The following is a 25,221-nucleotide window of genomic DNA, read 5'->3' as shown; positions in this document are numbered from 1 at the left end:
ACTTTTTTATCCAAAGTTTCGGGCTGTTATGTTTTAATGTGCAACATTCATGGTCTGTTGGGGGCAAAAATGGCATTATGCGTCCCCAAAGATAAAACTGGCATCGAACCAGGTTCAGACAGAAAGGTCCCTAATGAGCTGGATTGAACGAATTAAAAGCAACATTACTCCCACCCGCAAGGCGAGCATTCCTGAAGGTGTGTGGACTAAGTGTGATAGCTGCGGTCAGGTTTTATACCGCGCTGAACTGGAACGTAATCTTGAGGTCTGTCCGAAGTGTGACCATCACATGCGTATGTCGGCGCGTAACCGCCTGCATAGCTTGTTAGATGAAGGCAGCCTTGTGGAGCTGGGTAGCGAGCTTGAGCCGAAAGATGTGCTGAAGTTCCGTGACTCCAAAAAGTATAAAGACCGTCTGGCCTCTGCGCAGAAAGAAACCGGCGAAAAAGACGCGCTGGTGGTGATGAAAGGCACTCTGTACGGTATGCCGGTTGTCGCTGCGGCATTCGAATTCGCCTTTATGGGCGGTTCAATGGGTTCAGTGGTTGGCGCTCGTTTCGTGCGTGCCGTTGAGCAAGCGCTGGAAGATAACTGCCCGCTGATCTGCTTCTCCGCTTCTGGTGGCGCACGTATGCAGGAAGCGTTAATGTCGCTGATGCAGATGGCGAAAACCTCTGCGGCACTGGCGAAAATGCAGGAGCGCGGGTTACCGTACATTTCTGTACTGACCGACCCGACGATGGGCGGTGTTTCTGCAAGCTTCGCGATGCTGGGCGATCTCAATATTGCTGAACCGAAAGCGTTAATCGGCTTTGCCGGTCCGCGCGTTATCGAACAGACCGTTCGCGAAAAACTGCCGCCAGGATTCCAGCGCAGTGAATTCCTGATCGAGAAAGGCGCCATCGATATGATCGTCCGTCGACCGGAAATGCGCCTGAAACTGGCTAGCATTCTGGCGAAGCTGATGAATCTGCCAGCGCCTAATCCTGATGCGCCGCGTGAAGGCGAAGTGGTGCCACCGGTGCCGGATCAGGAACCAGAGGCCTGATAACTGATAAGGGCAGGGCCACTGGCTCTGCCCTTTTGCTATTTATTCTCCCCGTAACGAATCAGCGGATACCATGATTATCAAACGCACTCCTCAAGCCGCGTCGCCTCTGGCTTCGTGGCTTTCTTATCTGGAAAACCTGCACAGTAAAACTATCGATCTCGGCCTTGATCGCGTCAGCCAGGTTGCGGCGCGTCTTGGCGTCCTTAAACCTGCACCGTTTGTGTTTACCGTTGCGGGAACTAATGGCAAAGGCACGACCTGCCGTACGCTGGAGTCGATTCTGATGGCGGCAGGGTACAGGGTGGGGGTCTACAGTTCGCCGCATCTGGTGCGTTATACCGAGCGCGTTCGTATACAGGGCAAAGAACTGGCGGAGTCGGCCCATACGGCTTCTTTTGCCGAGATTGAGGCCGAGCGCGGCGATATTTCTTTGACTTATTTTGAATACGGTACGCTGTCGGCATTGTGGTTGTTCAAAGAGGCGCAACTCGATGTGGTGATTCTGGAAGTAGGTCTGGGCGGTCGTCTGGATGCGACTAACATTGTCGATGCTGATGTTGCCGTGGTAACCAGTATCGCGCTGGATCATACCGACTGGCTGGGGCCAGATCGTGAAAGCATTGGCCGTGAGAAAGCGGGGATCTTCCGCAGCGAAAAACCGGCAATCGTCGGTGAACCGGAAATGCCTTACACCATTGCCGATGTAGCACAGGAGAAAGGCGCACTGTTGCAACGTTGTGGCGTTGAGTGGAATTATTCCGTCACTGACCATGACTGGTCATTTACCGACGCTCACGGCACGTTGGCGGGGTTACCGTTGCCACTTGTCCCGCAACCGAATGCCGCAACAGCGCTGGCGGCACTGCGTGCCAGCGGCCTGGAAGTCAGTGAAAAGGCAATTCGTGACGGTATTGCCAGCGCAATTTTGCCTGGACGTTTCCAGATTGTGAGCGAGACGCCACGCGTTATTTTTGATGTCGCCCATAATCCTCATGCGGCGGAATATCTTACCGGACGCATGAAAGCATTACCGAAAAACGGGCGCGTGCTGGCGGTTATCGGTATGCTACATGATAAAGATATTGCCGGAACACTGGCCTGGTTGAAAAGCGTGGTTGATGACTGGTATTGTGCGCCACTGGAAGGGCCGCGCGGTGCCACGGCAGCACAACTGCTTGAGCATCTGGGGAACGGCAAACCATTCGATAGCGTTGCGCAGGCATGGGAAGCCGTAATGGCGGACGCTAAACCGGAAGATACCGTGCTGGTGTGTGGTTCGTTCCATACGGTCGCACATGTCATGGAAGTGATTGACGCGAGGAGAAGCGGTGGCGAGTAAGTTTCAGAATCGGTTAGTTGGCACTATTGTGCTGGTAGCTCTGGGAGTTATTGTGCTTCCAGGATTGCTTGATGGGCAGAAAAAACATTATCAGGATGAGTTCGCAGCAATCCCGCTGGTGCCGAAAGCGGGCGATCGTGACGAGCCAGATATGATGCCAGCCGCCACTCAGGCGTTGCCGACACAGCCGCCAGAAGGCGCGGCAGAAGAGGTGCGGGCAGGTGATGCCGCAGCGCCTTCGCTCGACCCGACAACCATTGCGGCCAATAATACCGTGTTTGAACCTGAGCCTGCACCGGTCGCTCCACCGAAACCGAAACCGGTGGATCCGCCTAAGCCGAAGGTTGAAGTGCCGCCCCCGCCGAAGCCAGAACCGAAACCGGTTGTTGAAGAAAAGGCAGCGCCGACGGGTAAAGCCTATGTTGTGCAACTGGGCGCGCTGAAAAATGCCGATAAAGTGAATGAGATTGTCGGTAAGCTGCGTGGCGCGGGATATCGGGTTTATACTTCGCCGTCGACGCCAGTGCAGGGTAAAATTACCCGTATTCTCGTGGGGCCAGATGCCTCAAAAGATAAGCTGAAAGGATCGCTTGGCGAACTGAAGCAGATCTCTGGTTTGAGCGGCGTGGTTATGGGCTACACGCCGAATTAATACGGTTTTACCTGATGCGACGCTGGCGCGTCTTATCAGGCCTACGCAGGGGGAGTACAGTAGGTCGGATAAGGCGTTCACGCCGCATCCGACAGCCGTTGCCTGATGCGACGCCAGCGCGTCTTATCAGACCTGTGCTGGAGCAGAACAGTAGGTCGGATAAGGCGTTCACGCCGCATCCGACAGCCGTTGCCTGATGCGACGCCAGTATGTCTTATCAGGCCTGTGCTGGAGCAGAACTGTAGGTCGGATAAGGCGTTCACGCTGCACCCGGCAGCCGTTGCCTGATGCGACGCTGGCGCGTCTTATCAGGCCTACGCAGGGATAGACCCGTAGGTCGGATAAGGCGTTCACGCCGCATCCGACAGCCGTTGCCTGATGCGACGCCAGCGCGTCTTATCAGGCCTACGCAGGGGTAGAACAGTAGGTCGGATAAGGCGTTCACGCCGCATCCGACAGCCGTTGCCTGATGCGACGCCAGTATGTCTTATCAGGCCTGTGCTGGAGCAGAACCGTAGGTCGGATAAGGCGTTCACGCCGCATCCGACAATGGTTGCCCGATGCCGCAAAGGCATAAAAAGTCGATGGCGTTGAATATTTTTTCAGCGCCATTTTTATTGATGCGCGGGAAGGAAATCCCTACGCAAACGTTTTCTTTTTCTGTTAGAATGCGCCCCGAACAGGATGACAGGGCGTAAAATCGTGGGACACATATGGTCTGGATTGATTACGCCATAATCGCGGTGATTGCTTTTTCCTCTCTGGTTAGCCTGATCCGCGGCTTTGTTCGTGAAGCGTTATCGCTGGTGACATGGGGTTGTGCTTTCTTTGTCGCCAGTCATTACTACACTTACCTGTCAGTCTGGTTTACGGGCTTTGAAGACGAACTGGTTCGAAATGGGATTGCCATCGCGGTACTGTTTATCGCTACCCTGATCGTTGGTGCTATCGTGAACTTCGTGATAGGCCAGCTGGTGGAGAAAACGGGGTTGTCAGGCACCGATCGGGTGCTGGGCGTCTGTTTCGGTGCGTTGCGCGGTGTGTTGATTGTTGCTGCCATTCTCTTCTTTCTCGACTCCTTTACTGGAGTGTCGAAAAGCGAAGACTGGAGCAAATCACAGCTGATCCCGCAGTTCAGTTTTATCATCAGATGGTTTTTTGATTATCTGCAAAGCTCGTCAAGTTTCTTGCCCAGGGCGTAAGTGCTCTGAGATGTGGCTTAACGAGGAAAAAGACGTATGTGCGGTATTGTCGGTATCGCCGGTGTTATGCCGGTTAACCAGTCGATTTATGATGCCTTAACGGTGCTTCAGCATCGCGGTCAGGATGCCGCCGGCATCATCACCATAGATGCCAATAACTGCTTCCGTTTGCGTAAAGCGAACGGGCTGGTGAGCGATGTATTTGAAGCTCGCCATATGCAGCGTTTGCAGGGCAATATGGGCATTGGTCATGTGCGTTACCCTACGGCTGGCAGCTCCAGTGCCTCTGAAGCGCAGCCGTTTTACGTTAACTCTCCGTATGGTATTACGCTTGCCCACAACGGCAATCTGACCAACGCTCACGAGTTGCGTAAAAAACTGTTTGAAGAAAAACGCCGCCACATCAACACCACTTCCGACTCGGAAATTCTGCTTAATATCTTCGCCAGCGAGCTGGATAACTTCCGCCACTACCCGCTGGAAGCCGATAACATTTTCTCCGCCATTGCCGCGACTAACCGCCAAATTCGCGGCGCGTATGCCTGCGTGGCGATGATTATCGGCCACGGTATGGTCGCCTTCCGCGATCCTAACGGGATTCGTCCGCTGGTGTTGGGGAAACGTGATATCGACGAGAAGCGCACAGAATATATGGTCGCTTCCGAAAGCGTTGCGCTCGATACGCTGGGCTTTGAGTTCCTACGTGACGTCGCCCCAGGCGAAGCGATTTACATCACTGAAGAAGGGCAGTTGTTTACCCGTCAGTGTGCTGACAATCCGGTCAGCAATCCGTGCCTGTTTGAGTATGTTTACTTTGCCCGTCCTGACTCGTTCATCGACAAAATTTCCGTTTACAGCGCGCGTGTGAATATGGGCACGAAACTGGGCGAGAAAATTGCCCGTGAATGGGAAGATCTTGATATCGACGTGGTGATCCCGATTCCGGAAACTTCCTGCGATATCGCGTTGGAAATTGCCCGAATTCTGGGCAAACCGTACCGCCAGGGCTTTGTTAAAAACCGCTATGTTGGTCGTACCTTCATCATGCCGGGTCAGCAACTGCGTCGTAAGTCCGTGCGCCGTAAACTGAACGCCAACCGCGCCGAATTCCGTGATAAAAACGTCTTGCTGGTCGACGACTCCATCGTCCGTGGCACCACTTCTGAGCAGATTATCGAGATGGCACGCGAAGCCGGAGCGAAGAAAGTGTACCTCGCTTCTGCGGCACCGGAAATTCGCTTCCCGAACGTTTACGGTATTGATATGCCGAGCGCTACGGAACTGATCGCTCACGGTCGCGAAGTAGATGAAATTCGCCAGATCATCGGTGCTGACGGGTTGATTTTCCAGGATCTGAACGATCTGATCGAAGCCGTTCGCGCTGAAAATCCGGATATCCAGCAGTTTGAATGCTCGGTGTTCAACGGCGTCTACGTCACCAAAGATGTTGATCAGGGCTACCTCGATTTTCTCGATACTTTACGTAATGACGACGCCAAAGCATTGCAACGTCAGAACGAAGTGGAAAACCTGGAAATGCATAACGAAGGATGATGCCTTCACTCAGGGTGCCAGTCTGGCACCCTGACTTGCAACTCTCGCCGAAATCCTGCAAAGTCTGCCAGCAAGTCTGACAGGGCAACTCTCTATGAAACGACTCATTGTAGGCATCAGTGGTGCCAGCGGCGCGATTTATGGCGTGCGCTTATTACAGGTTCTGCGCGATGTTGCAGACATCGAAACGCATCTGGTTATGAGCCAGGCGGCTCGCCAGACCTTATCCCTCGAAACGGATTTTTCCCTGCGCGAAGTGCAGGCGTTAGCCGATGTAACTCATGATGCGCGTGATATTGCTGCCAGCATCTCTTCTGGTTCTTTCCAGACGCTGGGCATGGTGATTTTACCCTGTTCAATCAAGACCCTTTCCGGCATTGTCCATAGCTATACCGATGGCCTGTTGACCCGCGCGGCAGATGTGGTGCTGAAAGAGCGTCGCCCGTTGGTGCTCTGCGTGCGTGAAACACCGTTGCACTTAGGCCACCTGCGTTTAATGACTCAGGCGGCTGAAATCGGTGCGGTGATTATGCCTCCCGTTCCGGCGTTTTATCATCGCCCGCAATCCCTTGATGATGTGATAAATCAGACGGTTAACCGTGTTCTTGACCAGTTTTCGATAACCCTTCCCGAAGATCTCTTTGCCCGCTGGCAGGGCGCTTAACTCCGCTGTTGCCCTGTTTCAGGGCAATTTTGCAACCGCGATCAAATCCTCGACATTTTGTTCCTTCCATTGAATCGAAACGCTGCGATTCAACCGCCATACCTGCTATCTTCAATTTCAGGACAATAATGCAACGTCTTATTAACATATTTTACGTTGAATGTTGCTGCTGTCGGCAAGATGGCATAAGACCTGCATGAACGAGCCTGCAAACACACAACACAATACACAATATAAAAAAGCCATTTCACTTGAGGGTTATGTATGAAGAAGTCGATTCTCGCTCTGTCTTTGTTAGTCGGTATCTCCGCAGCAGCTTCCAGCTACGCGGCGCTGCCGGAGACGGTACGTATCGGAACGGATACCACCTATGCACCGTTCTCATCGAAAGATGCCAAAGGTGACTTTGTTGGCTTTGATATCGATCTCGGTAACGAGATGTGCAAACGGATGCAGGTGAAATGTACCTGGGTTGCCAGTGACTTTGACGCGCTGATCCCCTCACTGAAAGCGAAAAAAATCGACGCTATTATTTCGTCGCTCTCCATTACCGATAAACGTCAGCAGGAGATTGCTTTCTCCGACAAGCTGTACGCCGCGGATTCCCGTCTGATTGCCGCTAAAGGTTCGCCGATTCAGCCAACGCTGGATTCACTGAAAGGTAAACATGTCGGAGTGCTGCAAGGCTCCACTCAGGAAGCCTACGCTAACGATACCTGGCGCAGTAAAGGTATTGATGTTGTGGCCTATGCCAACCAGGATTTAGTCTATTCCGATCTTGCTGCGGGGCGTCTGGATGCTGCGTTACAAGATGAAGTCGCCGCCAGTGAAGGATTCCTTAAGCAACCTGCCGGTAAAGAGTTCGCCTTTGCAGGCCCATCAGTGAAAGACAAAAAATACTTCGGTGACGGTACCGGTGTCGGGCTGCGTAAAGATGATGCCGAACTGACAGCCGCCTTTGACAAAGCGCTTGGCGAGCTGCGCCAGGATGGTACTTACGACAAGATGGCGAAAAAGTACTTCGATTTTAATGTCTATGGTGACTGATACGTCGCAGGGAAGCTGCACCTGATAGCGTCATTATCATGGTGCATTATAGGTTTGTTGCACTATCGTGGTGCATTGAAATGCATACTTAAGCAATTTTAATGAAAAATAATACGATTAACTGGCCAGGATATTTTGCCTTGTTGGTCAATTTTATGGCACGATAAGTGTAACAAACCTGTAAATATTCCCTATTAAAAGACTGTCAGTTGAGGACATTATGAAAAAACTGGTGCTATCGCTCTCTCTGGTTCTGGCCTTCTCCAGCGCGACTGCTGCTTTTGCTGCTATTCCGCAAAATATTCGCATCGGTACTGACCCAACTTATGCACCGTTTGAATCAAAAAATTCACAAGGTGAATTGGTTGGCTTTGATATCGACCTGGCGAAGGAACTGTGCAAACGCATCAATACGCAATGTACATTTGTCGAAAACCCGCTGGATGCGTTAATTCCGTCATTAAAAGCGAAGAAGATTGACGCCATCATGTCATCGCTTTCCATCACCGAAAAACGTCAGCAGGAAATAGCCTTCACCGACAAATTGTACGCCGCCGATTCTCGCCTGGTTGTGGCGAAAAATTCCGACATTCAGCCGACAGTAGAATCGCTGAAAGGCAAGCGGGTGGGCGTATTGCAGGGCACGACCCAGGAGACATTTGGTAACGAGCACTGGGCGCCAAAGGGCATTGAAATCGTCTCTTATCAGGGGCAGGACAATATTTATTCTGACCTGACCGCCGGGCGTATTGATGCCGCGTTCCAGGACGAAGTTGCCGCCAGCGAAGGTTTCCTCAAACAGCCCGTCGGTAAAGATTACAAATTCGGTGGCCCGTCTGTTAAAGATGAAAAACTGTTTGGCGTAGGCACCGGCATGGGCCTGCGTAAAGACGATAACGAACTGCGCGAGGCACTGAACAAAGCCTTTGCCGACATGCGCGCTGACGGTACTTACGAGAAATTAGCGAAAAAGTACTTCGATTTTGATGTTTATGGTGGTTAATCGCCATCGGTGAAAGAAAGCCCGCTCCCTTCGGGTAACCGGAGGGAGACAAGAGGCGGTAATTCACCACACACGACAGGACAGGCAGCATGTTGTATGGGTTTTCAGGTGTTATTTTACAGGGTGCGCTCGTCACGCTAGAGCTGGCCATCAGCTCTGTAGTGCTCGCTGTAATCATCGGTTTAATTGGCGCTGGCGGTAAGCTTTCGCAAAATCGACTCTCGGGGCTGATTTTCGAAGGATATACCACGCTGATTCGCGGTGTGCCGGATTTAGTGTTGATGCTGCTGATATTTTACGGTTTGCAGATTGCGTTAAATACGGTGACGGAGGCGATGGGCGTCGGACAGATTGATATCGACCCGATGGTTGCCGGTATTATCACCCTGGGTTTTATTTACGGTGCTTACTTCACCGAAACGTTCCGTGGCGCGTTTATGGCGGTGCCGAAAGGACAAATAGAGGCGGCTACGGCGTTCGGTTTTACTCGCGGGCAAGTATTTCGGCGGATTATGTTTCCGGCGATGATGCGTTACGCTCTGCCGGGCATTGGCAACAACTGGCAGGTGATCCTCAAATCTACCGCTCTGGTTTCGTTACTCGGCCTGGAAGATGTGGTGAAAGCCACCCAATTGGCAGGCAAAAGTACATGGGAACCGTTCTATTTCGCCATCGTCTGTGGCGTGATTTATCTGGTTTTCACCACCGTTTCCAATGGTGTGCTGCTGTTCCTTGAGCGCCGCTACTCCGTGGGTGTGAAGAGGGCTGACCTGTGATCGAAATCTTACATGAATACTGGAAACCGCTGTTGTGGACCGACGGTTATCGCTTTACCGGCGTGGCGATTACCCTTTGGTTGCTGATTTTGTCAGTAGTGATAGGCGGAATTCTGGCGCTGTTTCTGGCGATTGGTCGCGTCTCAAGTAATAAATACATCCAGTTTCCAATCTGGTTATTTACCTATATTTTTCGCGGTACGCCGCTGTATGTTCAGTTGCTGGTGTTCTATTCCGGCATGTACACGCTGGAGATTGTTAAGGGTACCGAGTTTCTTAACGCTTTCTTCCGCAGTGGCCTGAACTGTACCGTGCTGGCGCTGACGCTTAACACTTGTGCTTACACCACCGAGATTTTTGCCGGAGCGATTCGCTCGGTGCCGCACGGGGAAATTGAAGCTGCCAGAGCCTATGGTTTCTCGACCTTTAAAATGTATCGCTGCATTATTTTACCGTCGGCGCTGCGCATTGCTTTACCGGCCTACAGCAACGAAGTGATCCTGATGTTGCACTCGACTGCGCTGGCGTTTACTGCCACGGTGCCGGATCTGCTGAAAATTGCCCGTGATATCAACGCCGCGACGTATCAACCTTTTACCGCCTTTGGCATTGCTGCGGTACTCTATTTAATCATCTCTTATGTCCTGATCAGCCTCTTTCGCAGAGCGGAAAAACGCTGGTTGCAGCATGTGAAACCTTCTTCAACGCACTGAGAATACGATGTCCGAGAATAAATTAAACGTTATCGATTTGCACAAACGCTACGGCGAACATGAAGTGCTGAAAGGGGTGTCACTGCAAGCGAACGCCGGGGATGTGATCAGCATCATCGGATCGTCGGGATCGGGGAAAAGTACCTTTCTGCGCTGCATTAACTTCCTCGAAAAACCGAGTGAAGGCTCGATCGTGGTTAACGGCCAGACTATCAATCTGGTGCGGGATAAAGACGGCCAACTCAAAGTCGCCGATAAAAATCAGCTGCGCTTGCTGCGCACACGCCTGACGATGGTATTCCAGCACTTCAATCTCTGGAGCCACATGACGGTGCTGGAAAACGTCATGGAAGCGCCCATTCAGGTGCTGGGCCTGAGCAAGCAGGAAGCGCGCGAGCGAGCGGTGAAATATCTGGCGAAGGTCGGCATAGACGAACGTGCGCAGGGGAAATATCCGGTGCACCTTTCTGGCGGTCAGCAACAGCGTGTTTCCATCGCAAGGGCGCTGGCAATGGAACCAGAAGTTCTGCTGTTTGATGAACCTACATCGGCCCTTGACCCAGAGCTGGTGGGCGAAGTGCTGCGCATTATGCAGCAGCTGGCGGAAGAGGGGAAAACGATGGTGGTGGTAACCCACGAAATGGAATTTGCTCGCCATGTCTCCACACATGTTATTTTCCTCCATCAGGGGAAAATCGAAGAAGAGGGTGCGCCAGAACAATTATTTGGCAACCCGCAAAGTCCTCGTTTGCAACAGTTCCTTAAGGGATCGCTGAAATAATTTCCTCTCCGGTGGCTAATGCTGCCGGAGTATTTTCAAGGCTAATTTGCGAGTTGGCTTCCATTGACATGTATATATTGCAGTCCACTTAAAATAGTTCTGAATTCGCTGTCCAGATATAAAAACTGCCTGCTGCATTGCTTATAAAGGGTGGTTATTGTCTCGTCATCTTAAATTTGAGGGGTGACGGAACGCCATGACCATATCGACAACTTCCACACCGCATGATGTGGTATTTAAATCCTTTTTACGTCACCCGGACACCGCACGGGATTTTATTGATATTCACCTTCCTGCGCCGCTACGTAAACTTTGTGATTTATCGACGTTAAAACTGGAACCCAACAGTTTTATTGATGAAAACCTGCGGCAATATTACTCCGACATCTTGTGGTCAGTGAAAACTGATGAGGGGATGGGATATATTTATGTCGTCATTGAACACCAAAGTAAGGCGGAAGAATTAATGGCTTTTCGCATGATGCGCTATTCTATCGCGGCAATGCAAAACCATCTTGATGCAGGCTATAAAGAACTGCCTTTGGTGATCCCGATGCTGTTTTATTATGGTTGCAGAAGTCCTTATCCTTATTCTCTATGTTGGCTTGATGAATTTGCAGAACCTGCTATTGCCCGCCAAATTTATTCATCGGCTTTTCCGCTGGTGGATATTACCGTAGTGCCGGATGACGAGATTATGCAACACCGCAAAATGGCGTTGCTGGAGTTAATGCAGAAACATATTCGCCAGCGCGATCTGTTGGGATTAGTCGATCAAATAGTTTCTCTGCTTATTACAGGCAACACTAATGACAGGCAGCTAAAAGCCCTGTTTAATTACGTATTACAAACGGGGGATGCCCAGCGCTTCCGCTCATTTATTGGTGAGATAGCGGAACGTGCACCACAAGAAAAGGAGAAACTGATGACCATTGCTGACAGATTACGTGAAGAAGGCGCAATGCAGGGCAAACACGAAGAAGCCCTGCGAATTGCTCAGGAGATGCTGGAAAAAGGATTTGACCGCGAAGTCATCCTGATGTTGACCCGACTTTCGCCAGACGACCTTTTGGCGAAAAGCCACTAATTCTGAATTACCAGGGACTAACTGGCGGATGTTCGCGGTAAACCACATCAGCGAACGACATCTGCCAGCGCCTCGTCTAAATCGTACCAGCGAAACGCAAACCCCGCTTCTTCCAGCCTTTTAGGTAACGCGCGTTGTCCACCTAACACCAGAACTGAAGATTCGCCCATTAACAGCCGAATGGCGGTCGCGGGGACGCGCATAATTGCCGGGCGATGCAGTACATGGCCGAGCGCATGGGAAAATTGTTCATTGCGTACCGGGTAGGGGGCAACCATATTAAACGGTCCGCGTAGATCGTTATCCAGCAGCCAGAGAATCCCGTTGACCATATCATCGATATGAATCCAGGCCAGATACTGCCGACCAGAGCCAATAGGGCCACCTAAACCGAGGCGAAACGGCGGCAGCATTTTGCCGAGAATACCGCCATCTGGTGCCAGTACCACACCGGTACGCAGCAGGCACACTCGCGTTTTGTCGCTTTGCGCCCGACAGGCAATTTCTTCCCAACGAGCGCAGAGTTTATGGGTAAATTCGTTATGCGGAGCTTCTTCTTCGGTAACTACAACTTCACCTAAATCACCGTAATATCCCGTCGCCGAACCAGAAATAAGGACCGACGGCGGTGTGTCGCTGGCGTTAATTAAATCCACCAGTTTTTGCGTAATATTCCAGCGACTTTGGCACAGTAGGTCTTTTTGCTCGTGAGTCCAGCGTTTGTCGGCAATCGGTTCGCCAGCCAGGTTGATTACCGCGTCAACGCCGTTGAGGTTGCTTTGATTGGCAAGCCCTTGCCATAGTGTCACCTGAGGGCCGAGGATTGAACTGGCTTTCTGCGGGTTACGCGTCACCACTGTGACCTGATGGCCCAATTCCAGCAAACGCGGGATTAAATGGCGACCAATTAATCCCGTCCCTCCGGTGATCACTATATTCATGCAGCCTCCCGATATGGCGGTTAACGCTGCCAGCTCAAGGTCATTGATACCGAATCGGCGTAGCGCAACGCGTGCAGTTTATCGATCTCCACTTCAGCATAGGTTACCCAGTGATGTTCACGTGCGATATCGAGCACATCCTGAGTTAATTTTTCCAGCAAAGAGAAACGGTTATTCTCCACGTGTTGAATGATGTTTTTGGTGACGGTGCGATAGTTCAGCGCGTCATTAATATCTTCACTGGTACGCGCTTTATCGGCGGGGTAGTGGATCGTGACATTGATAACGATATCCTGACGGTTGTTAATCTCTTCGTCCTTAATTCCGATAAATGTACGTAAACGAAGGTTCTTTATACGAATAATAGCGGCAGGTTGTGACATTGCAGGTTCCCTGTTGTTTTACTTAGACAGGAATAATACACGAGAACCTTTCTCAGTTAACTATCTGAGATCTCATCATTCAATTGAGCCTTTAATAGTGATTGCCCGGTGGCAGGGCGCGAACGGATCCGCTCATGCCAGTTCTTCGCTGCCGGGTACATAGCAAGGTCAATCCGCTGACGAGCATATGCATTTACCCACGGCCAACAGGCAATATCCGCAATGCTGTAATCTTCGCCGCCAAGCCAGGGGGCGTTTTCCAGGCGCTTATTGAGTACGTGATACAGACGCTGGGTTTCAACCTGATAACGTTCAATAGCGTAAGGAATAGTCTGTGGCGCAGCATGATTAAAATGATGATTCTGTCCGAGCATTGGCCCCAGGCCGCCAACCTGCCAGAATAACCATTGTAAGGTGGTGGCGCGCTCACGCGGGTCGTGACTTAAAAATAGTCCCGTTTTCTCTGCCAGATACAACAAAATTGCACCTGACTCAAAGAGGTTTAACGGTTCGCCGCCATCAGTCGGTGAATGATCAACAATTGCCGGAATCTTATTGTTCGGCGATATGCGCAAAAACTCCGGGCGAAACTGACTGCCTTTCCCCAGGTCAACCTTGATTAAACGATATTCCAGACCAGCCTCTTCGAGAAACAGCGTAATTTTGTGGCCATTTGGGGTAGGGGCGTAATAGAGATCGATCATTGCAGCTCCGGTTGTCTAATAATCTGAACATCTCAAGTATAGAAACCCCGGAGACTCGCGTGAGTTTTCATCAAGTAACAGTGACAAAAAGGCTCTATAGTTTGAGAGCAAGCCCCTTTATCGCCGAGGATATAATGAGTAAACCCGCTATCACGCTTTGGTCAGATGCCCATTTTTTCTCACCCTACGTGTTATCCGCCTGGGTGGCGTTGCAGGAGAAAGGACTACCTTTTCATATAAAGACTATCGACCTTGACAGCGGTGAACATTTACAGCCGACGTGGCAAGGTTACGGGCAGACACGCCGCGTGCCTTTGTTACAGATTGATGATTTTGAGTTGAGTGAATCCTCTGCCATAGCGGAATATCTGGAAGACCGTTTTGCGCCGCCGACCTGGGAACGCATTTATCCATTAGATCTGCAAAACCGGGCGCGTGCACGGCAAATTCAGGCATGGCTGCGGAGCGACCTGATGCCTCTGCGTGAAGAGCGTTCGACGGATGTCGTTTTTGCTGGCGTAAAAAAAGCACCGCTAACGGCGGAGGGAAAAGCCAGCGCGCAGAAACTGTTCGCAATGGCAGAACATTTACTGACGCATAACCAGCCTAATTTGTTTGGCGAGTGGTGCATTGCCGACACTGATTTAGCGCTAATGATTAATCGTCTGGTGCTGCACGGCGATGAGGTGCCGGAGCGTCTGGTGGATTATGCGGCATTCCAGTGGCAGCGGGCTTCAGTTCAGCGTTTTATTGCACTTTCAGCAAAGCAATCTGGCTGATAGCAGCGACAGAATCCAGTATCATAGCTTACGTTTTTTCGACGAGGAGTGAGTGATGAAACTGATGTTTGCATCGGACATTCATGGGTCGTTACCGGCGACGGAACGTGTACTGGAGTTGTTTGCCCAAAGCGGCGCGCAGTGGCTGGTGATTCTTGGCGACGTGCTGAATCACGGCCCGCGCAATGCTTTACCGGAGGGCTATGCACCGGCAAAGGTGGCGGAACGGTTGAATGAAGTGGCGCATAAAGTCATCGCTGTACGTGGCAACTGCGACAGTGAAGTGGACCAAATGCTGCTGCATTTCCCAATGACCGCGCCATGGCAACAGGTGTTGCTGGAAAAACAGCGCCTGTTTCTGACACATGGGCATCTGTTTGGCCCGGATAATCTGCCGGCGTTAAACCAGAACGACGTGCTGGTGTATGGTCATACCCATCTGCCGGTGGCGGAGCAGCGGGGGGAGATTTTCCACTTCAACCCCGGTTCGGTTAGCATTCCGAAAGGCGGCAATCTGGCGAGCTACGGCATGCTCGAAGATGACGTACTAAGCGTAATCGCACTCAATGATCAAAGTATCATTGCGCAGGTCGCGATTAATCCGTAATTTACCCAACAACTCAAAATGCGCCGTAAGAGCGCCAGAAAAAGAAGGTTTCCTGATAATGGAACAGCGTCGTTTGGCAAGTACTGAATGGGTGGATATTGTCAATGAAGATAACGAAGTCATTGCACAAGCCAGCCGGGAACAAATGCGGGCACAGTGTCTGCGTCATCGTGCAACTTACATCGTCGTGCATGATGGTATGGGCAAAATTCTGGTCCAGCGTCGTACCGAGACAAAAGACTTTTTACCCGGCATGTTAGATGCTACTGCCGGTGGTGTGGTCCAGGCTGATGAACAACTGCTGGAATCCGCACGTCGCGAAGCGGAAGAAGAGTTGGGCATTGCCGGTGTCCCCTTTGCCGAGCACGGGCAGTTCTATTTCGAAGATAAAAATTGCCGTGTCTGGGGCGCGTTGTTCAGCTGTGTTTCTCACGGCCCTTTCGCCCTTCAGGAAGATGAAGTCAGCGAGGTCTGCTGGCTGACGCCAGAAGAAATCACCGCGCGTTGCGATGAGTTCACACCAGACTCGCTAAAAGCTTTGGCGTTGTGGATGAAGCGCAATGCCAACAATGAAGCCGTAGAGACTGAAACGGCAGAATGAAAAAAGAGCCGCAGTTGCGGCTCTCAGGTTGCAGACAAAGTGCGCTTTGTTTATGCCGGATGCGGCGTAAATGCCTTATCCGGCCTACAAAATAGTGCAAATTCAATATATTGCATGGGCCATGTAGGCATGATAAGCGTAGCGCATCAGGCAATTTTTCCGTTGTCATCAATCTAAGAGCCGCAATCGCGGCTCTTAACGTTTTTAATGGTAGCCCATCAACTGGGCGCCTATCACCACCACGCTGGACATAATAAACAGCAATCCAAGCAGTGTTGCCCCCACTTTGATCCAGTTACGGAAGTCCACCCGGCAAACACCGAGCGTGGCCATTAATGAAGCCGAGGTCGGGTAAATGATATGACTGAAGCCATCGCCAAACTGGAAGGCCAGCACGGTAACCTGACGGTTAACGCCGACCAGATCGCCAAGCGGTGCCAGTAACGGCATGGTTAACGCGGCCTGGCCAGAACCGGATGTCACGAAGAAATTAAATACCGCCTGGAAGAGCAGCATAAACCACGCCGCGACCGCGTTATCAAGGCCGCTAATGGCATTGGCAATGCTGTTGAGGATGGTATTCAGTACGCTGGCATCACCGGCTTCGCCGTTACCTACCAGCAGCAAAATCCCTTTGGCGAAACCAACCAGCAGGGCGGGGGCTATCATCATTCGCGCGCCTTCGGTAAATGATGAAGCCATGGTGTTTACCGTCATACCATTCAGACGGAAGACAACGCCGATGATGCCAATTACCAGACCCATAGCGAAGAACTGGCTGGCAATTTCAGGAATAAACCAGGCATTGACGATAACGCCCCAAATCACCCAGATCATGACGGCGGTTAAAACAATTAATACCAGCCAGTCACCAAAGGTAAATGGGCGCTGTTCGACATCCGCCTGTTTTTCGCGGAAGAAACGATCGGACTCATGAACGCGTGACAACAGAGGATTCTTTTTCACCCGTGAGGCGTACACCATGGTGAAGACCAGGCCAATCAGAGTAGAGATTACCCATACCACGATGCGCAAACCGGAGCCAGAAAGCACCGGAACACCAGCGATCCCCTGGGCGACGACCACGCAGAACGGGTTCATCCACGAGCTGGCAAAACCGATTTGCGTAGCGATATAGGTTACCAGGACGGTGGTGATACTGTCATAACCCAGCCGTACCATGAGTGGCGCGATGATGATGGCAAAGGCGACTGCCTCTTCCCCCATGCCAAATACCGCACCGCCGAGTGAAAAGAGAATAAATAACGCCGGAATGAAAAGAATTTCATTCCCTCGTGTGTGGCGGATAAGCGCCAGGATGCCGTTATCAATAGTTCCTGTACGCATCACGATGCCAAACGCGCCGCCAATCACCAGCATAAACATGATGATGCCAACGGCGGTCCCATATTTCGAGCCAGAAGTTAGCCCTTCAAACGGGAAGTTCATCAGGCCGGGACGTTCATCGCCCGTCGAGAACAGTTGCACGCGGTGATACTCTGGTTCGCCCGCTTCGTTGGTCAGAATGCGAAATGAGTGAGGGTCTACAACCTTGCGTGTTTTTGTCTGACCATCAACCTGATATTGCACTTCCTGACTGTCAAACATTCCCACCGGAACAACCCAGGTGGCGAGGCTGGTTAAAATAGCAACAAAAAAGATAATCACCAGAGTATCGGGCATTGCCCATCTTCTGGTTGGTTTGGATTCAGTGATTGCTGACATAGCGCAAATTTTCCCTTGCACAAGACAAAGTGGTAAGTATGCAAAGTGAGATGACGCAATTCATTGATGCAGCGCAGTTAAGCAAGATAATCAGAAAGGAGTAATGCAAATTAAGAGAATAAAAAACCGGAAATAGTGGCTATTTCCGGTTCTGATATCCGCAGCAGTAAGGCTGCGGATTATGACGATATTACTGCTGCTGTGCAGACTGAATCGCAGTCAGCGCGATGGTGTAGACGATATCGTCAACCAGTGCGCCACGGGACAGGTCGTTAACCGGCTTGCGCATACCCTGCAGCATCGGCCCGATGGAGATCAGGTCGGCAGAACGCTGTACCGCTTTGTAGGTGGTGTTACCGGTGTTCAGATCCGGGAAGATGAACACGGTAGCGCGACCTGCAACCGGAGAGTTCGGCGCTTTAGATTTCGCAACGTCAGCCATTACCGCAGCGTCGTACTGCAGCGGGCCGTCGATCATCAGGTCAGGACGTTTTTCCTGCGCCAGACGAGTTGCTTCGCGAACTTTCTCTACGTCGCTACCTGCACCAGAAGTACCGGTGGAGTAGGAGAGCATAGCCACGCGCGGTTCGATACCGAAGGCTGCGGCGGAATCTGCGGACTGAATCGCGATTTCTGCCAGCTGTTCTGCGGTCGGATCCGGGTTGATCGCACAGTCACCGTAAACGTAAACCTGTTCCGGTAGCAGCATGAAGAACACGGAAGATACCAGAGAGCTACCCGGTGCAGTTTTGATCAGCTGCAGCGGCGGACGGATGGTGTTTGCGGTGGTGTGAACAGCACCGGAAACCAGACCATCAACTTCATCCTGTTCCAGCATCAGGGTACCGAGAACCACGTTGTCTTCCAGCTGTTCGCGGGCAACAGTTTCGGTCATGCCTTTGTTCTTACGCAGTTCGACCAGACGAGCAACATATTTTTCGCGAACCACTTCTGGATCAACGATTTCAATGCCTGCGCCCAGTTCTACGCCCTGAGACGCTGCAACTCGGTTGATCTCTGCCGGGTTACCCAACAGTACGCAAGTTGCGATACCACGTTCAGCACAGATGGCGGCTGCTTTAACGGTACGCGGTTCGTCGCCTTCCGGCAGAACGATACGTTTACCCGCTTTGCGCGCCAGTTCGGTCAGCTGATAACGGAACGCAGGCGGAGACAGACGACGGCTGCGCTCGGAAGTGGCAGTCAGAGAGTCAATCCAGTCAGCGTTGATGTAGTTAGCAACGTATTCCTGAACTTTCTCGATACGCTCGTGATCGTCAACCGGAACTTCCAGGTTGAAGCTCTGCAGGCTCAGAGAAGTCTGCCAGGTGTTGGTATTTACCATGAATACCGGCAGGCCGGTAGCGAAAGCGCGTTCGCACAGTTTAGAAATGCGTGCGTCCATTTCGTAGCCGCCAGTCAGCAGCAGGGCGCCGATTTCTACGCCGTTCATGGCAGCAAGGCAAGCGGCAACCAGTACGTCAGGACGGTCTGCGGAAGTTACCAGCAGAGAACCTGCACGGAAGTGCTCCAGCATGTGTGGAATGCTGCGTGCGCAGAAAGTTACAGATTTCACGCGGCGAGTGTTGATGTCGCCTTCGTTGATGATGGTGGCGTTCAGGTGGCGTGCCATATCGATAGCACGAGTCGCGATCAGATCAAAGCTCCACGGCACAGCGCCGAGAACCGGCAGCGGGCTGGATTCTTGCAGCTTCGCCGGATCAACATTGTTGATTTTAGCTTTGGAAGAGTCGTCGAAAATCTCGGACAGATCCGGGCGAGTACGACCCTGTTCATCAACCGGTGCGTTCAGTTTGTTAACGATAACGCCAGTGATGTTGGTGTTTTTGGCACCACCGAAGCTGTTACGAGTCAGTTCGATACGCTCTTTCAGCTGTTCCGGGGTGTCGGTGCCCTGAGACATAACGAAGACGATTTCCGCGTTCAGCGTTTTGGCGATTTCGTAGTTCAGAGACTGGGCAAACTGGTGTTTACGTGTCGGTACCAGACCTTCAACCAGAACCACTTCAGCGTCTTTGGTGTTAGCGTGGTAGTTCGCGACGATCTCTTCCATCAGCACATCTTTTTTATTGCTGGAAAGCAGACCTTCAACGTAGCTCATTTTCAGCGGTTCGGCGGCTGTCGTGGTGGAAGAGCTCGCACGCACGATAGTCGTTGTCTGATCGGGCGCATCGCCACCGGTACGCGGCTGAGCAATAGGTTTGAAAACGCTCAGACGAACGCCTTTGCGTTCCATTGCACGGATCACGCCGAGGCTGACGCTGGTCAGACCGACGCTGGTTCCGGTAGGGATCAGCATAATAATACGGGACACGGTTTATCCTCTTTCGTTACCGCCGGTTGGCGGGTTACAAAACAGCACCGCCAGCTGGGCTGGCGGTGTGAAATCAGGCAGTCAGGCGGCTCGCGTCTTGCGCGATGACCAGTTCTTCGTTGGTTGGGATAACCACCGCAGGACGGGTACCTTCTTTGTTGATGAAACCAGATTTGCCGAAACGTGCAGCCAGGTTGCGTTCGCGATCAACTTCAAAGCCCAGCACGCCCAGTTTGCCCAGAGACAGTTCACGAACCATCGCAGCGTTTTCACCGATACCACCGGTGAATACAACAGCGTCCAGACGACCATCCATCAGCGCGGTGTATGCACCGATGTATTTCGCCAGGCGGTGGCAGTAAACGTCCATTGCGCGCTTCGCGTCTTCTTTCGTCGCGTAGTTATCTTCAACATAGCGGCAGTCGCTGGTCACTTCGGTCAGACCCAGCAGGCCAGACTCTTTGGTCAGCAGTTTGTTGATGGCATCAACGCTCATGCCGAGGGTGTCGTGCAGGTGGAAAATGATCGCCGGATCGATGTCACCAGAACGAGTACCCATTACCAGGCCTTCCAGCGGAGTCAGACCCATAGAGGTATCAACGCATTTGCCGTTACGGATAGCAGAAACGGAACCACCGTTGCCCAGGTGGCAGGTGATGATGTTCAGTTCTTCTACCGGTTTGTTCAGCATTTTTGCCGCTTCCTGGGTTACATAGAAGTGGCTGGTACCGTGCGCGCCGTAACGACGGATGCCGTGCTCTTTGTACAGGTTGTACGGCAGGGCGTAGAGGTAAGACTCTTCCGGCATAGTCTGGTGGAACGCCGTGTCAAATACAGCAACGTTTTTATCTTTCAACTGCGGGAAAGATTTCAGTGCTTCTTCGATACCGATCAGGTGAGCCGGGTTGTGCAGCGGTGCAAAAGAAGCTGCATCTTTGATACCCTGAATAACAGACTCGTCGATCACTACGGAGCTGGTATACTTCTCACCGCCGTGTACGATACGGTGACCGATAGCGGTCAGCTGCGCAGATAGTTCTGGTTTTTGTGCCAGAATAGTATTAACGATAAAGTTGAGCGCTTCGCTGTGAGCGGCGCCTGCACCTAAAGCCGCTTCTTGTTTATTGCCGTCCATTTTCCATTTGATACGTGCTTCAGGCAGGTGGAAACATTCGGCTAAACCAGAAAGGTACTCTTCACCATTCGCTGCATCGATGATTGCAAATTTCAGTGAAGAACTACCGCAGTTCAGAACCAGTACTAACTTACTCGACATGGAAGTACCTATAATTGATACGTGGCTAAAAAAACGTCAGGGAGCCATAGAGCGTAGCGCATGATGACACCGACATTTATGATTAACATCATGCACTGCAAATTTTTTTTGCATGATGGAAGAAATATCTTGAGTCTATGCCATTTTGCGTAATTTTCAGCCAATGGCATAATGTTTATGAATTTGACGACTCAATGAATATGTACTACTCGGCCATTTCAGGCTGCTAAAGGATACCTGATTGTGGGTACGGAAGACAAAATGTTTTGAACGTTGTCCCGCTGAGTTGTGAATTTGCACAAATTTTTGAATCTTTATATGTGAAGTTGAGGTGAAGCATGTCAACGCCGGATAATCGTTCTGTTAATTTTTTTAGCTTGTTTCGCCGGGGACAGCATTACTCAAAGACGTGGCCGCTGGAAAAACGCCTTGCCCCGGTCTTTGTTGAGAATCGCGTCATTAAGATGACGCGCTATGCGATCCGCTTTATGCCGCCGATCGCCGTGTTTACTCTCTGCTGGCAGATTGCGCTGGGCGGTCAGCTTGGTCCGGCAGTCGCCACTGCGTTGTTCGCCCTAAGCTTACCCATGCAGGGACTGTGGTGGCTGGGCAAGCGTTCTGTAACGCCACTACCACCTGCAATCCTCAACTGGTTTTATGAAGTTCGCGGTAAATTGCAGGAGTCTGGACAGGTGCTGGCACCTGTTGAAGGCAAGCCTGATTACCAGGCATTAGCTGACACGCTTAAGCGCGCCTTCAAACAACTGGATAAAACTTTCCTTGATGATTTGTAATTGACCCCTGATTACGCATATAAAAGAAGGCAGACATCGGCCTTCTTTTTTTTCACCGTAGTAGAGTGATACAGGAGTCAACAATGGAAATGACCAACGCGCAACGTCTTATTTTGTCTAACCAGTACAAAATGATGACTATGCTCGATCCGGCAAATGCTGAACGTTACCGTCGCCTGCAAACAATCATTGAGCGTGGTTATGGTTTACAAATGCGCGAACTGGATCGCGAGTTTGGCGATCTGAAAGAAGAAACCTGCCGCACTATCATCGACATTATGGAGATGTATCACGCGCTGCATGTTTCCTGGTCTAATTTACAGGACCAGCAATCCATCGATGAACGTCGTGTCACCTTCCTCGGCTTTGACGCCGCCACCGAAGCGCGTTATCTCGGATATGTCCGCTTTATGGTTAACGTTGAAGGGCGTTACACCCATTTTGATGCCGGAACTCACGGCTTTAATGCCCAGACGCCAATGTGGGAGAAATATCTGCGCATGTTGAATGTCTGGCATGCCTGCCCGCGTCAGTATCACCTGAGCGCTAACGAAATTAACCAAATCATCAACGCCTGAGGAGGCCCGCGTGCGGTGTAAAGGTTTTCTGTTTGATCTGGATGGAACGCTGGTGGATTCTCTGCCCGCGGTAGAGCGGGCGTGGAGCAACTGGGCCAGACGTCATGGGCTAGCACCGGAAGATGTGCTGGCGTTTATTCATGGTAAACAGGCGATTACGTCTCTGCGCCATTTCATGATGGGTAAATCGGAGACGGAAATTGCCGCCGAGTTTACCCGTCTGGAACAAATCGAGGCCACGGAAACCGAAGGTATTACCGCACTCCCAGGGGCGATAGCTTTACTCAATCATTTGAATAAAGCGGGGATTCCGTGGGCCATTGTCACTTCTGGTTCCATGCCTGTTGCGCGAGCACGTCACAAAGTCGCCGGACTTCCCGCGCCGGAAGTGTTTGTTACCGCAGAGCGGGTTAAACGTGGAAAACCAGAGCCGGATGCATATCTGTTAGGTGCACAACTGTTGGGCCTTGCGCCGCAGGAATGTGTGGTGGTGGAGGATGCTCCCGCTGGCGTGCTTTCAGGCCTGGCCGCGGGGTGTCATGTCATTGCGGTTAACTCACCGGCTGATACCCCGCGTCTGAATGAGGTAGATTTGGTCCTCCATAGTCTGGAACAAATTACTGTGATCAAACAGCCAAATGGTGACGTTATTATTGCGTGAAACGCCAGATCATGATTTAGCCCCGTCCCGACGGGGCTTTTTTGTGGCAGAATCAGGCCATCCCCCTCAATTAACAAGGATACGTTGTGAACGGTGAATTGATCTGGGTTCTTTCATTACTGGCGGTTGCCATCGTCTTGTTTGCGACTGGCAGAGTGCGTATGGATGCGGTCGCTTTGTTTGTCATTGTTGCGTTTGCATTAAGCGGTACGCTGACCGTCCCTGAAGTGTTTTCCGGTTTTTCCGATCCTAACGTGGTACTGATCGCCGCCTTGTTTATTATTGGTGATGGTTTAGTCCGCACGGGTGTCGCCACTGTAATGGGGACATGGCTGGTTAAAGTGGCAGGCAACAGTGAAATCAAAATGTTGGTTTTGTTGATGCTGACCGTTGCGGGCCTTGGCGCGTTTATGAGTTCAACGGGCGTCGTCGCTATCTTTATCCCTGTGGTGTTAAGCGTCGCTATGCGCATGCAAACGTCGCCGTCGCGCCTGATGATGCCGTTGAGTTTTGCCGGGCTGATCAGCGGCATGATGACGCTGGTGGCAACGCCACCTAACCTGGTGATTAACAGTGAATTGCTGCGTGAAGGCTATCATGGTTTTAGTTTCTTTAGCGTAACCCCCATCGGCCTGGTCGTACTGGTGCTGGGCATCTTGTATATGTTAGTGATGCGTTTCATGCTGAAAGGGGATACCCAGACCCCGCAGCGCGAAGGCTGGACGCGTCGTACCTTCCGCGATCTTATCCGTGAATACCGACTTACCGGGCGCGCGCGTCGCCTGGCCATTCGTCCCGGTTCGCCGATGATTGGCCAGCGACTGGACGATCTCAAATTACGTGAACGTTATGGCGCTAACGTCATCGGTGTTGAACGCTGGCGGCGTTTTCGTCGCGTTATTGTGAACGTGAACGGGGTTTCTGAATTCCGGGCGCGTGACGTTTTGCTTATTGATATGTCTGCGGCTGATGTCGATCTCCGACAATTTTGTAGTGAACAATTGCTGGAACCGATGGTGCTGCGCGGCGAGTATTTTTCCGATCAAGCCCTTGATGTTGGCATGGCGGAGATTTCATTAATTCCTGAGTCTGAGTTGATTGGTAAGTCGGTGCGCGAAATTGGCTTTCGTACGCGCTACGGACTGAATGTGGTGGGCCTGAAACGCAACGGCGTGGCGCTGGAAGGTTCGTTGGCGGATGAGCCTCTGCTGCTGGGCGATATCATTCTGGTCGTCGGTAACTGGAAGCTTATCGGTATGCTGGCAAAACAGGGCCGCGACTTCGTGGCGCTGAACTTACCGGAAGAGGTGAGTGAAGCATCGCCTGCGCACAGTCAGGCACCCCATGCCATTTTCTGTCTGGTGTTGATGGTGGCGTTAATGCTGACTGATGAAATCCCTAATCCCATCGCGGCCATCATTGCCTGCCTGCTGATGGGGAAATTCCGCTGTATCGATGCTGAAAGCGCCTATAAATCCATTCACTGGCCGAGCATTATTTTGATCGTTGGGATGATGCCGTTCGCGGTGGCGCTACAGAAAACAGGCGGTGTCGCGCTGGCGGTGAAAGGGTTAATGGACATCGGCGGCGGTTACGGGCCACATATGATGCTTGGCTGTTTGTTTGTCTTGTCGGCGGTGATTGGTTTGTTTATTTCGAATACGGCAACGGCTGTGTTGATGGCGCCGATTGCGCTGGCCGCGGCTAAAACAATGGGCGTCTCGCCGTATCCATTTGCCATGGTGGTGGCGATGGCAGCATCCGCCGCCTTTATGACGCCAGTTTCCTCACCGGTTAACACGTTGGTTTTAGGGCCGGGAAATTACAGCTTTAGTGATTTTGTGAAGCTGGGAGTACCGTTCACCGTTATTGTGATGGCGGTTTGCGTGGTGATGATTCCGATGCTGTTTCCGTTTTAACGAGAGCCTGATGCGACGCTGGCGCGTCTTATCAGGCTGCGTCGGCTGG

General features: G+C 51.7%; 25 protein-coding genes and 1 pseudogene. 20 read left to right on the top strand and 6 right to left on the bottom strand.

The annotated features are described in order from the left end of the window. The first annotated feature begins 133 nt into the window (after positions 1 to 133). The 12 genes from accD (at position 134) to D9741_RS15240 (ending at position 11,869) form a co-directional block, all read left to right on the top strand. The gene (gene accD / locus D9741_RS15295; RefSeq protein ID WP_064526523.1) at positions 134 to 1,048 is read left to right on the top strand and encodes an acetyl-CoA carboxylase, carboxyltransferase subunit beta; all 915 of its coding nucleotides are present in this window, start codon (positions 134 to 136) and stop codon (positions 1,046 to 1,048) included. Between the two features lie 73 nt (positions 1,049 to 1,121). Next, complete coding sequence (gene folC / locus D9741_RS15290; protein ID WP_130216942.1) at positions 1,122 to 2,390, top strand: bifunctional tetrahydrofolate synthase/dihydrofolate synthase; 1,269 nt, start codon at positions 1,122 to 1,124, stop codon at positions 2,388 to 2,390. After that, on the top strand, positions 2,380 to 3,042 hold the full coding sequence (gene dedD / locus D9741_RS15285; RefSeq protein WP_130207256.1) for a cell division protein DedD: 663 nt from the start codon (positions 2,380 to 2,382) through the stop codon (positions 3,040 to 3,042). The genes folC and dedD overlap by 11 nt, the downstream gene beginning before the upstream one ends. Positions 3,043 to 3,755: 713 nt before the next feature. Next, positions 3,756 to 4,244, top strand: a complete 489-nt coding sequence (cvpA, locus tag D9741_RS15280) for a colicin V production protein (protein ID WP_000262113.1) — start codon at positions 3,756 to 3,758, stop codon at positions 4,242 to 4,244. 36 nt (positions 4,245 to 4,280) lie between these two features. Next, the gene (gene purF, locus D9741_RS15275) at positions 4,281 to 5,798 is read left to right on the top strand and encodes an amidophosphoribosyltransferase (RefSeq protein ID WP_130216944.1); all 1,518 of its coding nucleotides are present in this window, start codon (positions 4,281 to 4,283) and stop codon (positions 5,796 to 5,798) included. 94 nt (positions 5,799 to 5,892) lie between these two features. After that, positions 5,893 to 6,462 carry a flavin prenyltransferase UbiX gene (gene ubiX / locus D9741_RS15270; protein ID WP_130216946.1) on the top strand — a complete coding sequence of 190 codons (570 nt, stop codon included), beginning with the start codon at positions 5,893 to 5,895 and terminating at the stop codon, positions 6,460 to 6,462. Positions 6,463 to 6,726: 264 nt separating this feature from the next. Next, the gene (gene argT / locus D9741_RS15265; protein WP_064526540.1) at positions 6,727 to 7,509 is read left to right on the top strand and encodes a lysine/arginine/ornithine ABC transporter substrate-binding protein ArgT; all 783 of its coding nucleotides are present in this window, start codon (positions 6,727 to 6,729) and stop codon (positions 7,507 to 7,509) included. Between the two features lie 220 nt (positions 7,510 to 7,729). Then, positions 7,730 to 8,512, top strand: coding sequence for a histidine ABC transporter substrate-binding protein HisJ (gene hisJ / locus D9741_RS15260; protein WP_130216948.1), 783 nt, complete (start codon positions 7,730 to 7,732; stop codon positions 8,510 to 8,512). Positions 8,513 to 8,601: 89 nt separating this feature from the next. Further along, a complete protein-coding gene (gene hisQ, locus D9741_RS15255; RefSeq protein ID WP_064526547.1) occupies positions 8,602 to 9,288 on the top strand; it encodes a histidine ABC transporter permease HisQ in 687 nt (228 codons plus the stop codon). Next, complete coding sequence (locus D9741_RS15250; RefSeq protein ID WP_000569948.1) at positions 9,285 to 10,001, top strand: ABC transporter permease; 717 nt, start codon at positions 9,285 to 9,287, stop codon at positions 9,999 to 10,001. The genes hisQ and D9741_RS15250 overlap by 4 nt, the downstream gene beginning before the upstream one ends. A gap of 7 nt (positions 10,002 to 10,008) precedes the next feature. Beyond that, the gene (hisP, locus tag D9741_RS15245) at positions 10,009 to 10,782 is read left to right on the top strand and encodes a histidine ABC transporter ATP-binding protein HisP (RefSeq protein WP_130216950.1); all 774 of its coding nucleotides are present in this window, start codon (positions 10,009 to 10,011) and stop codon (positions 10,780 to 10,782) included. 196 nt (positions 10,783 to 10,978) lie between these two features. Further along, on the top strand, positions 10,979 to 11,869 hold the full coding sequence (locus D9741_RS15240) for an Rpn family recombination-promoting nuclease/putative transposase (protein WP_130216952.1): 891 nt from the start codon (positions 10,979 to 10,981) through the stop codon (positions 11,867 to 11,869). Between the two features lie 47 nt (positions 11,870 to 11,916). On the opposite strand, the gene D9741_RS15235 is transcribed toward D9741_RS15240, so the two are convergent. The 3 genes from D9741_RS15235 to yfcG are packed head-to-tail and all read right to left on the bottom strand — an operon-like array spanning position 11,917 to position 13,897. Then, positions 11,917 to 12,810, bottom strand: coding sequence for a TIGR01777 family oxidoreductase (locus tag D9741_RS15235; protein WP_130216954.1), 894 nt, complete (start codon positions 12,808 to 12,810; stop codon positions 11,917 to 11,919). A gap of 20 nt (positions 12,811 to 12,830) precedes the next feature. Continuing rightward, the gene (gene folX / locus D9741_RS15230; RefSeq protein ID WP_130207240.1) at positions 12,831 to 13,193 is read right to left on the bottom strand and encodes a dihydroneopterin triphosphate 2'-epimerase; all 363 of its coding nucleotides are present in this window, start codon (positions 13,191 to 13,193) and stop codon (positions 12,831 to 12,833) included. A gap of 56 nt (positions 13,194 to 13,249) precedes the next feature. Continuing rightward, positions 13,250 to 13,897 (bottom strand): GSH-dependent disulfide bond oxidoreductase, encoded by a 648-nt coding sequence (gene yfcG, locus D9741_RS15225; protein ID WP_130216956.1) that lies wholly within the window; start codon positions 13,895 to 13,897, stop codon positions 13,250 to 13,252. A gap of 134 nt (positions 13,898 to 14,031) precedes the next feature. On the opposite strand from yfcG, the gene yfcF reads away from it, so the two are divergent. The 4 genes and pseudogenes from yfcF to D9741_RS23800 form a co-directional block, all read left to right on the top strand. Further along, the gene (gene yfcF / locus D9741_RS15220) at positions 14,032 to 14,676 is read left to right on the top strand and encodes a glutathione transferase (RefSeq protein ID WP_130216958.1); all 645 of its coding nucleotides are present in this window, start codon (positions 14,032 to 14,034) and stop codon (positions 14,674 to 14,676) included. A gap of 55 nt (positions 14,677 to 14,731) precedes the next feature. After that, complete coding sequence (yfcE, locus tag D9741_RS15215; protein ID WP_064526570.1) at positions 14,732 to 15,283, top strand: phosphodiesterase; 552 nt, start codon at positions 14,732 to 14,734, stop codon at positions 15,281 to 15,283. Between the two features lie 58 nt (positions 15,284 to 15,341). After that, on the top strand, positions 15,342 to 15,884 hold the full coding sequence (gene yfcD, locus D9741_RS15210; RefSeq protein ID WP_130207234.1) for an NUDIX hydrolase YfcD: 543 nt from the start codon (positions 15,342 to 15,344) through the stop codon (positions 15,882 to 15,884). A 54-nt stretch (positions 15,885 to 15,938) separates the two neighbouring features. Beyond that, positions 15,939 to 16,037, top strand: a pseudogene (locus tag D9741_RS23800) (hypothetical protein); the annotation flags it as partial. A 51-nt stretch (positions 16,038 to 16,088) separates the two neighbouring features. Here D9741_RS23800 and yfcC read toward each other — a convergent pair. From yfcC to ackA, 3 genes are all read right to left on the bottom strand, one after another. Beyond that, complete coding sequence (yfcC, locus tag D9741_RS15205) at positions 16,089 to 17,609, bottom strand: putative basic amino acid antiporter YfcC (protein WP_130207232.1); 1,521 nt, start codon at positions 17,607 to 17,609, stop codon at positions 16,089 to 16,091. A 190-nt stretch (positions 17,610 to 17,799) separates the two neighbouring features. Beyond that, positions 17,800 to 19,944 (bottom strand): phosphate acetyltransferase, encoded by a 2,145-nt coding sequence (gene pta / locus D9741_RS15200; RefSeq protein ID WP_130207230.1) that lies wholly within the window; start codon positions 19,942 to 19,944, stop codon positions 17,800 to 17,802. A 73-nt stretch (positions 19,945 to 20,017) separates the two neighbouring features. After that, positions 20,018 to 21,220 carry an acetate kinase gene (gene ackA, locus D9741_RS15195; RefSeq protein WP_130207228.1) on the bottom strand — a complete coding sequence of 401 codons (1,203 nt, stop codon included), beginning with the start codon at positions 21,218 to 21,220 and terminating at the stop codon, positions 20,018 to 20,020. A 338-nt stretch (positions 21,221 to 21,558) separates the two neighbouring features. Here ackA and yfbV point away from each other — a divergent pair, with 338 nt between their 5' ends. The 4 genes from yfbV (at position 21,559) to D9741_RS15170 (ending at position 25,172) form a co-directional block, all read left to right on the top strand. Further along, positions 21,559 to 22,014 (top strand): terminus macrodomain insulation protein YfbV, encoded by a 456-nt coding sequence (gene yfbV, locus D9741_RS15185; RefSeq protein ID WP_000106627.1) that lies wholly within the window; start codon positions 21,559 to 21,561, stop codon positions 22,012 to 22,014. Positions 22,015 to 22,097: 83 nt separating this feature from the next. After that, positions 22,098 to 22,592, top strand: coding sequence for a YfbU family protein (locus D9741_RS15180; protein WP_130216962.1), 495 nt, complete (start codon positions 22,098 to 22,100; stop codon positions 22,590 to 22,592). Positions 22,593 to 22,602: 10 nt separating this feature from the next. Continuing rightward, positions 22,603 to 23,253 (top strand): hexitol phosphatase HxpA, encoded by a 651-nt coding sequence (gene hxpA / locus D9741_RS15175; protein WP_130216964.1) that lies wholly within the window; start codon positions 22,603 to 22,605, stop codon positions 23,251 to 23,253. Positions 23,254 to 23,339: 86 nt separating this feature from the next. Then, on the top strand, positions 23,340 to 25,172 hold the full coding sequence (locus tag D9741_RS15170) for an SLC13 family permease (RefSeq protein ID WP_130216966.1): 1,833 nt from the start codon (positions 23,340 to 23,342) through the stop codon (positions 25,170 to 25,172). The last annotated feature ends 49 nt before the right edge of the window (positions 25,173 to 25,221 follow it).

It is taken from the genome of Escherichia sp. E14V7 (assembly GCF_004212225.1).
Lineage (GTDB): Bacteria > Pseudomonadota > Gammaproteobacteria > Enterobacterales > Enterobacteriaceae > Escherichia.
This window is presented reverse-complemented; position numbering and strand designations above follow the sequence as displayed.

What these genes read in the sequence shown, in the direction of transcription:
- accD (WP_064526523.1), top strand. Translation starts at nt 134, where the DNA reads ATGAGCTGGATTGAACGAATTAAAAGCAACATTACTCCCACCCGCAAG.
- folC (WP_130216942.1), top strand. Translation starts at nt 1,122, where the DNA reads ATGATTATCAAACGCACTCCTCAAGCCGCGTCGCCTCTGGCTTCGTGG.
- cvpA (WP_000262113.1), top strand. Translation starts at nt 3,756, where the DNA reads ATGGTCTGGATTGATTACGCCATAATCGCGGTGATTGCTTTTTCCTCT.
- purF (WP_130216944.1), top strand. Translation starts at nt 4,281, where the DNA reads ATGTGCGGTATTGTCGGTATCGCCGGTGTTATGCCGGTTAACCAGTCG.
- ubiX (WP_130216946.1), top strand. Translation starts at nt 5,893, where the DNA reads ATGAAACGACTCATTGTAGGCATCAGTGGTGCCAGCGGCGCGATTTAT.
- argT (WP_064526540.1), top strand. Translation starts at nt 6,727, where the DNA reads ATGAAGAAGTCGATTCTCGCTCTGTCTTTGTTAGTCGGTATCTCCGCA.
- hisJ (WP_130216948.1), top strand. Translation starts at nt 7,730, where the DNA reads ATGAAAAAACTGGTGCTATCGCTCTCTCTGGTTCTGGCCTTCTCCAGC.
- hisQ (WP_064526547.1), top strand. Translation starts at nt 8,602, where the DNA reads ATGTTGTATGGGTTTTCAGGTGTTATTTTACAGGGTGCGCTCGTCACG.
- hisP (WP_130216950.1), top strand. Translation starts at nt 10,009, where the DNA reads ATGTCCGAGAATAAATTAAACGTTATCGATTTGCACAAACGCTACGGC.
- D9741_RS15240 (WP_130216952.1), top strand. Translation starts at nt 10,979, where the DNA reads ATGACCATATCGACAACTTCCACACCGCATGATGTGGTATTTAAATCC.
- D9741_RS15235 (WP_130216954.1), bottom strand. Translation starts at nt 12,810, where the DNA reads ATGAATATAGTGATCACCGGAGGGACGGGATTAATTGGTCGCCATTTA.
- folX (WP_130207240.1), bottom strand. Translation starts at nt 13,193, where the DNA reads ATGTCACAACCTGCCGCTATTATTCGTATAAAGAACCTTCGTTTACGT.
- yfcG (WP_130216956.1), bottom strand. Translation starts at nt 13,897, where the DNA reads ATGATCGATCTCTATTACGCCCCTACCCCAAATGGCCACAAAATTACG.
- yfcF (WP_130216958.1), top strand. Translation starts at nt 14,032, where the DNA reads ATGAGTAAACCCGCTATCACGCTTTGGTCAGATGCCCATTTTTTCTCA.
- yfcE (WP_064526570.1), top strand. Translation starts at nt 14,732, where the DNA reads ATGAAACTGATGTTTGCATCGGACATTCATGGGTCGTTACCGGCGACG.
- yfcD (WP_130207234.1), top strand. Translation starts at nt 15,342, where the DNA reads ATGGAACAGCGTCGTTTGGCAAGTACTGAATGGGTGGATATTGTCAAT.
- yfcC (WP_130207232.1), bottom strand. Translation starts at nt 17,609, where the DNA reads ATGTCAGCAATCACTGAATCCAAACCAACCAGAAGATGGGCAATGCCC.
- ackA (WP_130207228.1), bottom strand. Translation starts at nt 21,220, where the DNA reads ATGTCGAGTAAGTTAGTACTGGTTCTGAACTGCGGTAGTTCTTCACTG.
- yfbV (WP_000106627.1), top strand. Translation starts at nt 21,559, where the DNA reads ATGTCAACGCCGGATAATCGTTCTGTTAATTTTTTTAGCTTGTTTCGC.
- D9741_RS15180 (WP_130216962.1), top strand. Translation starts at nt 22,098, where the DNA reads ATGGAAATGACCAACGCGCAACGTCTTATTTTGTCTAACCAGTACAAA.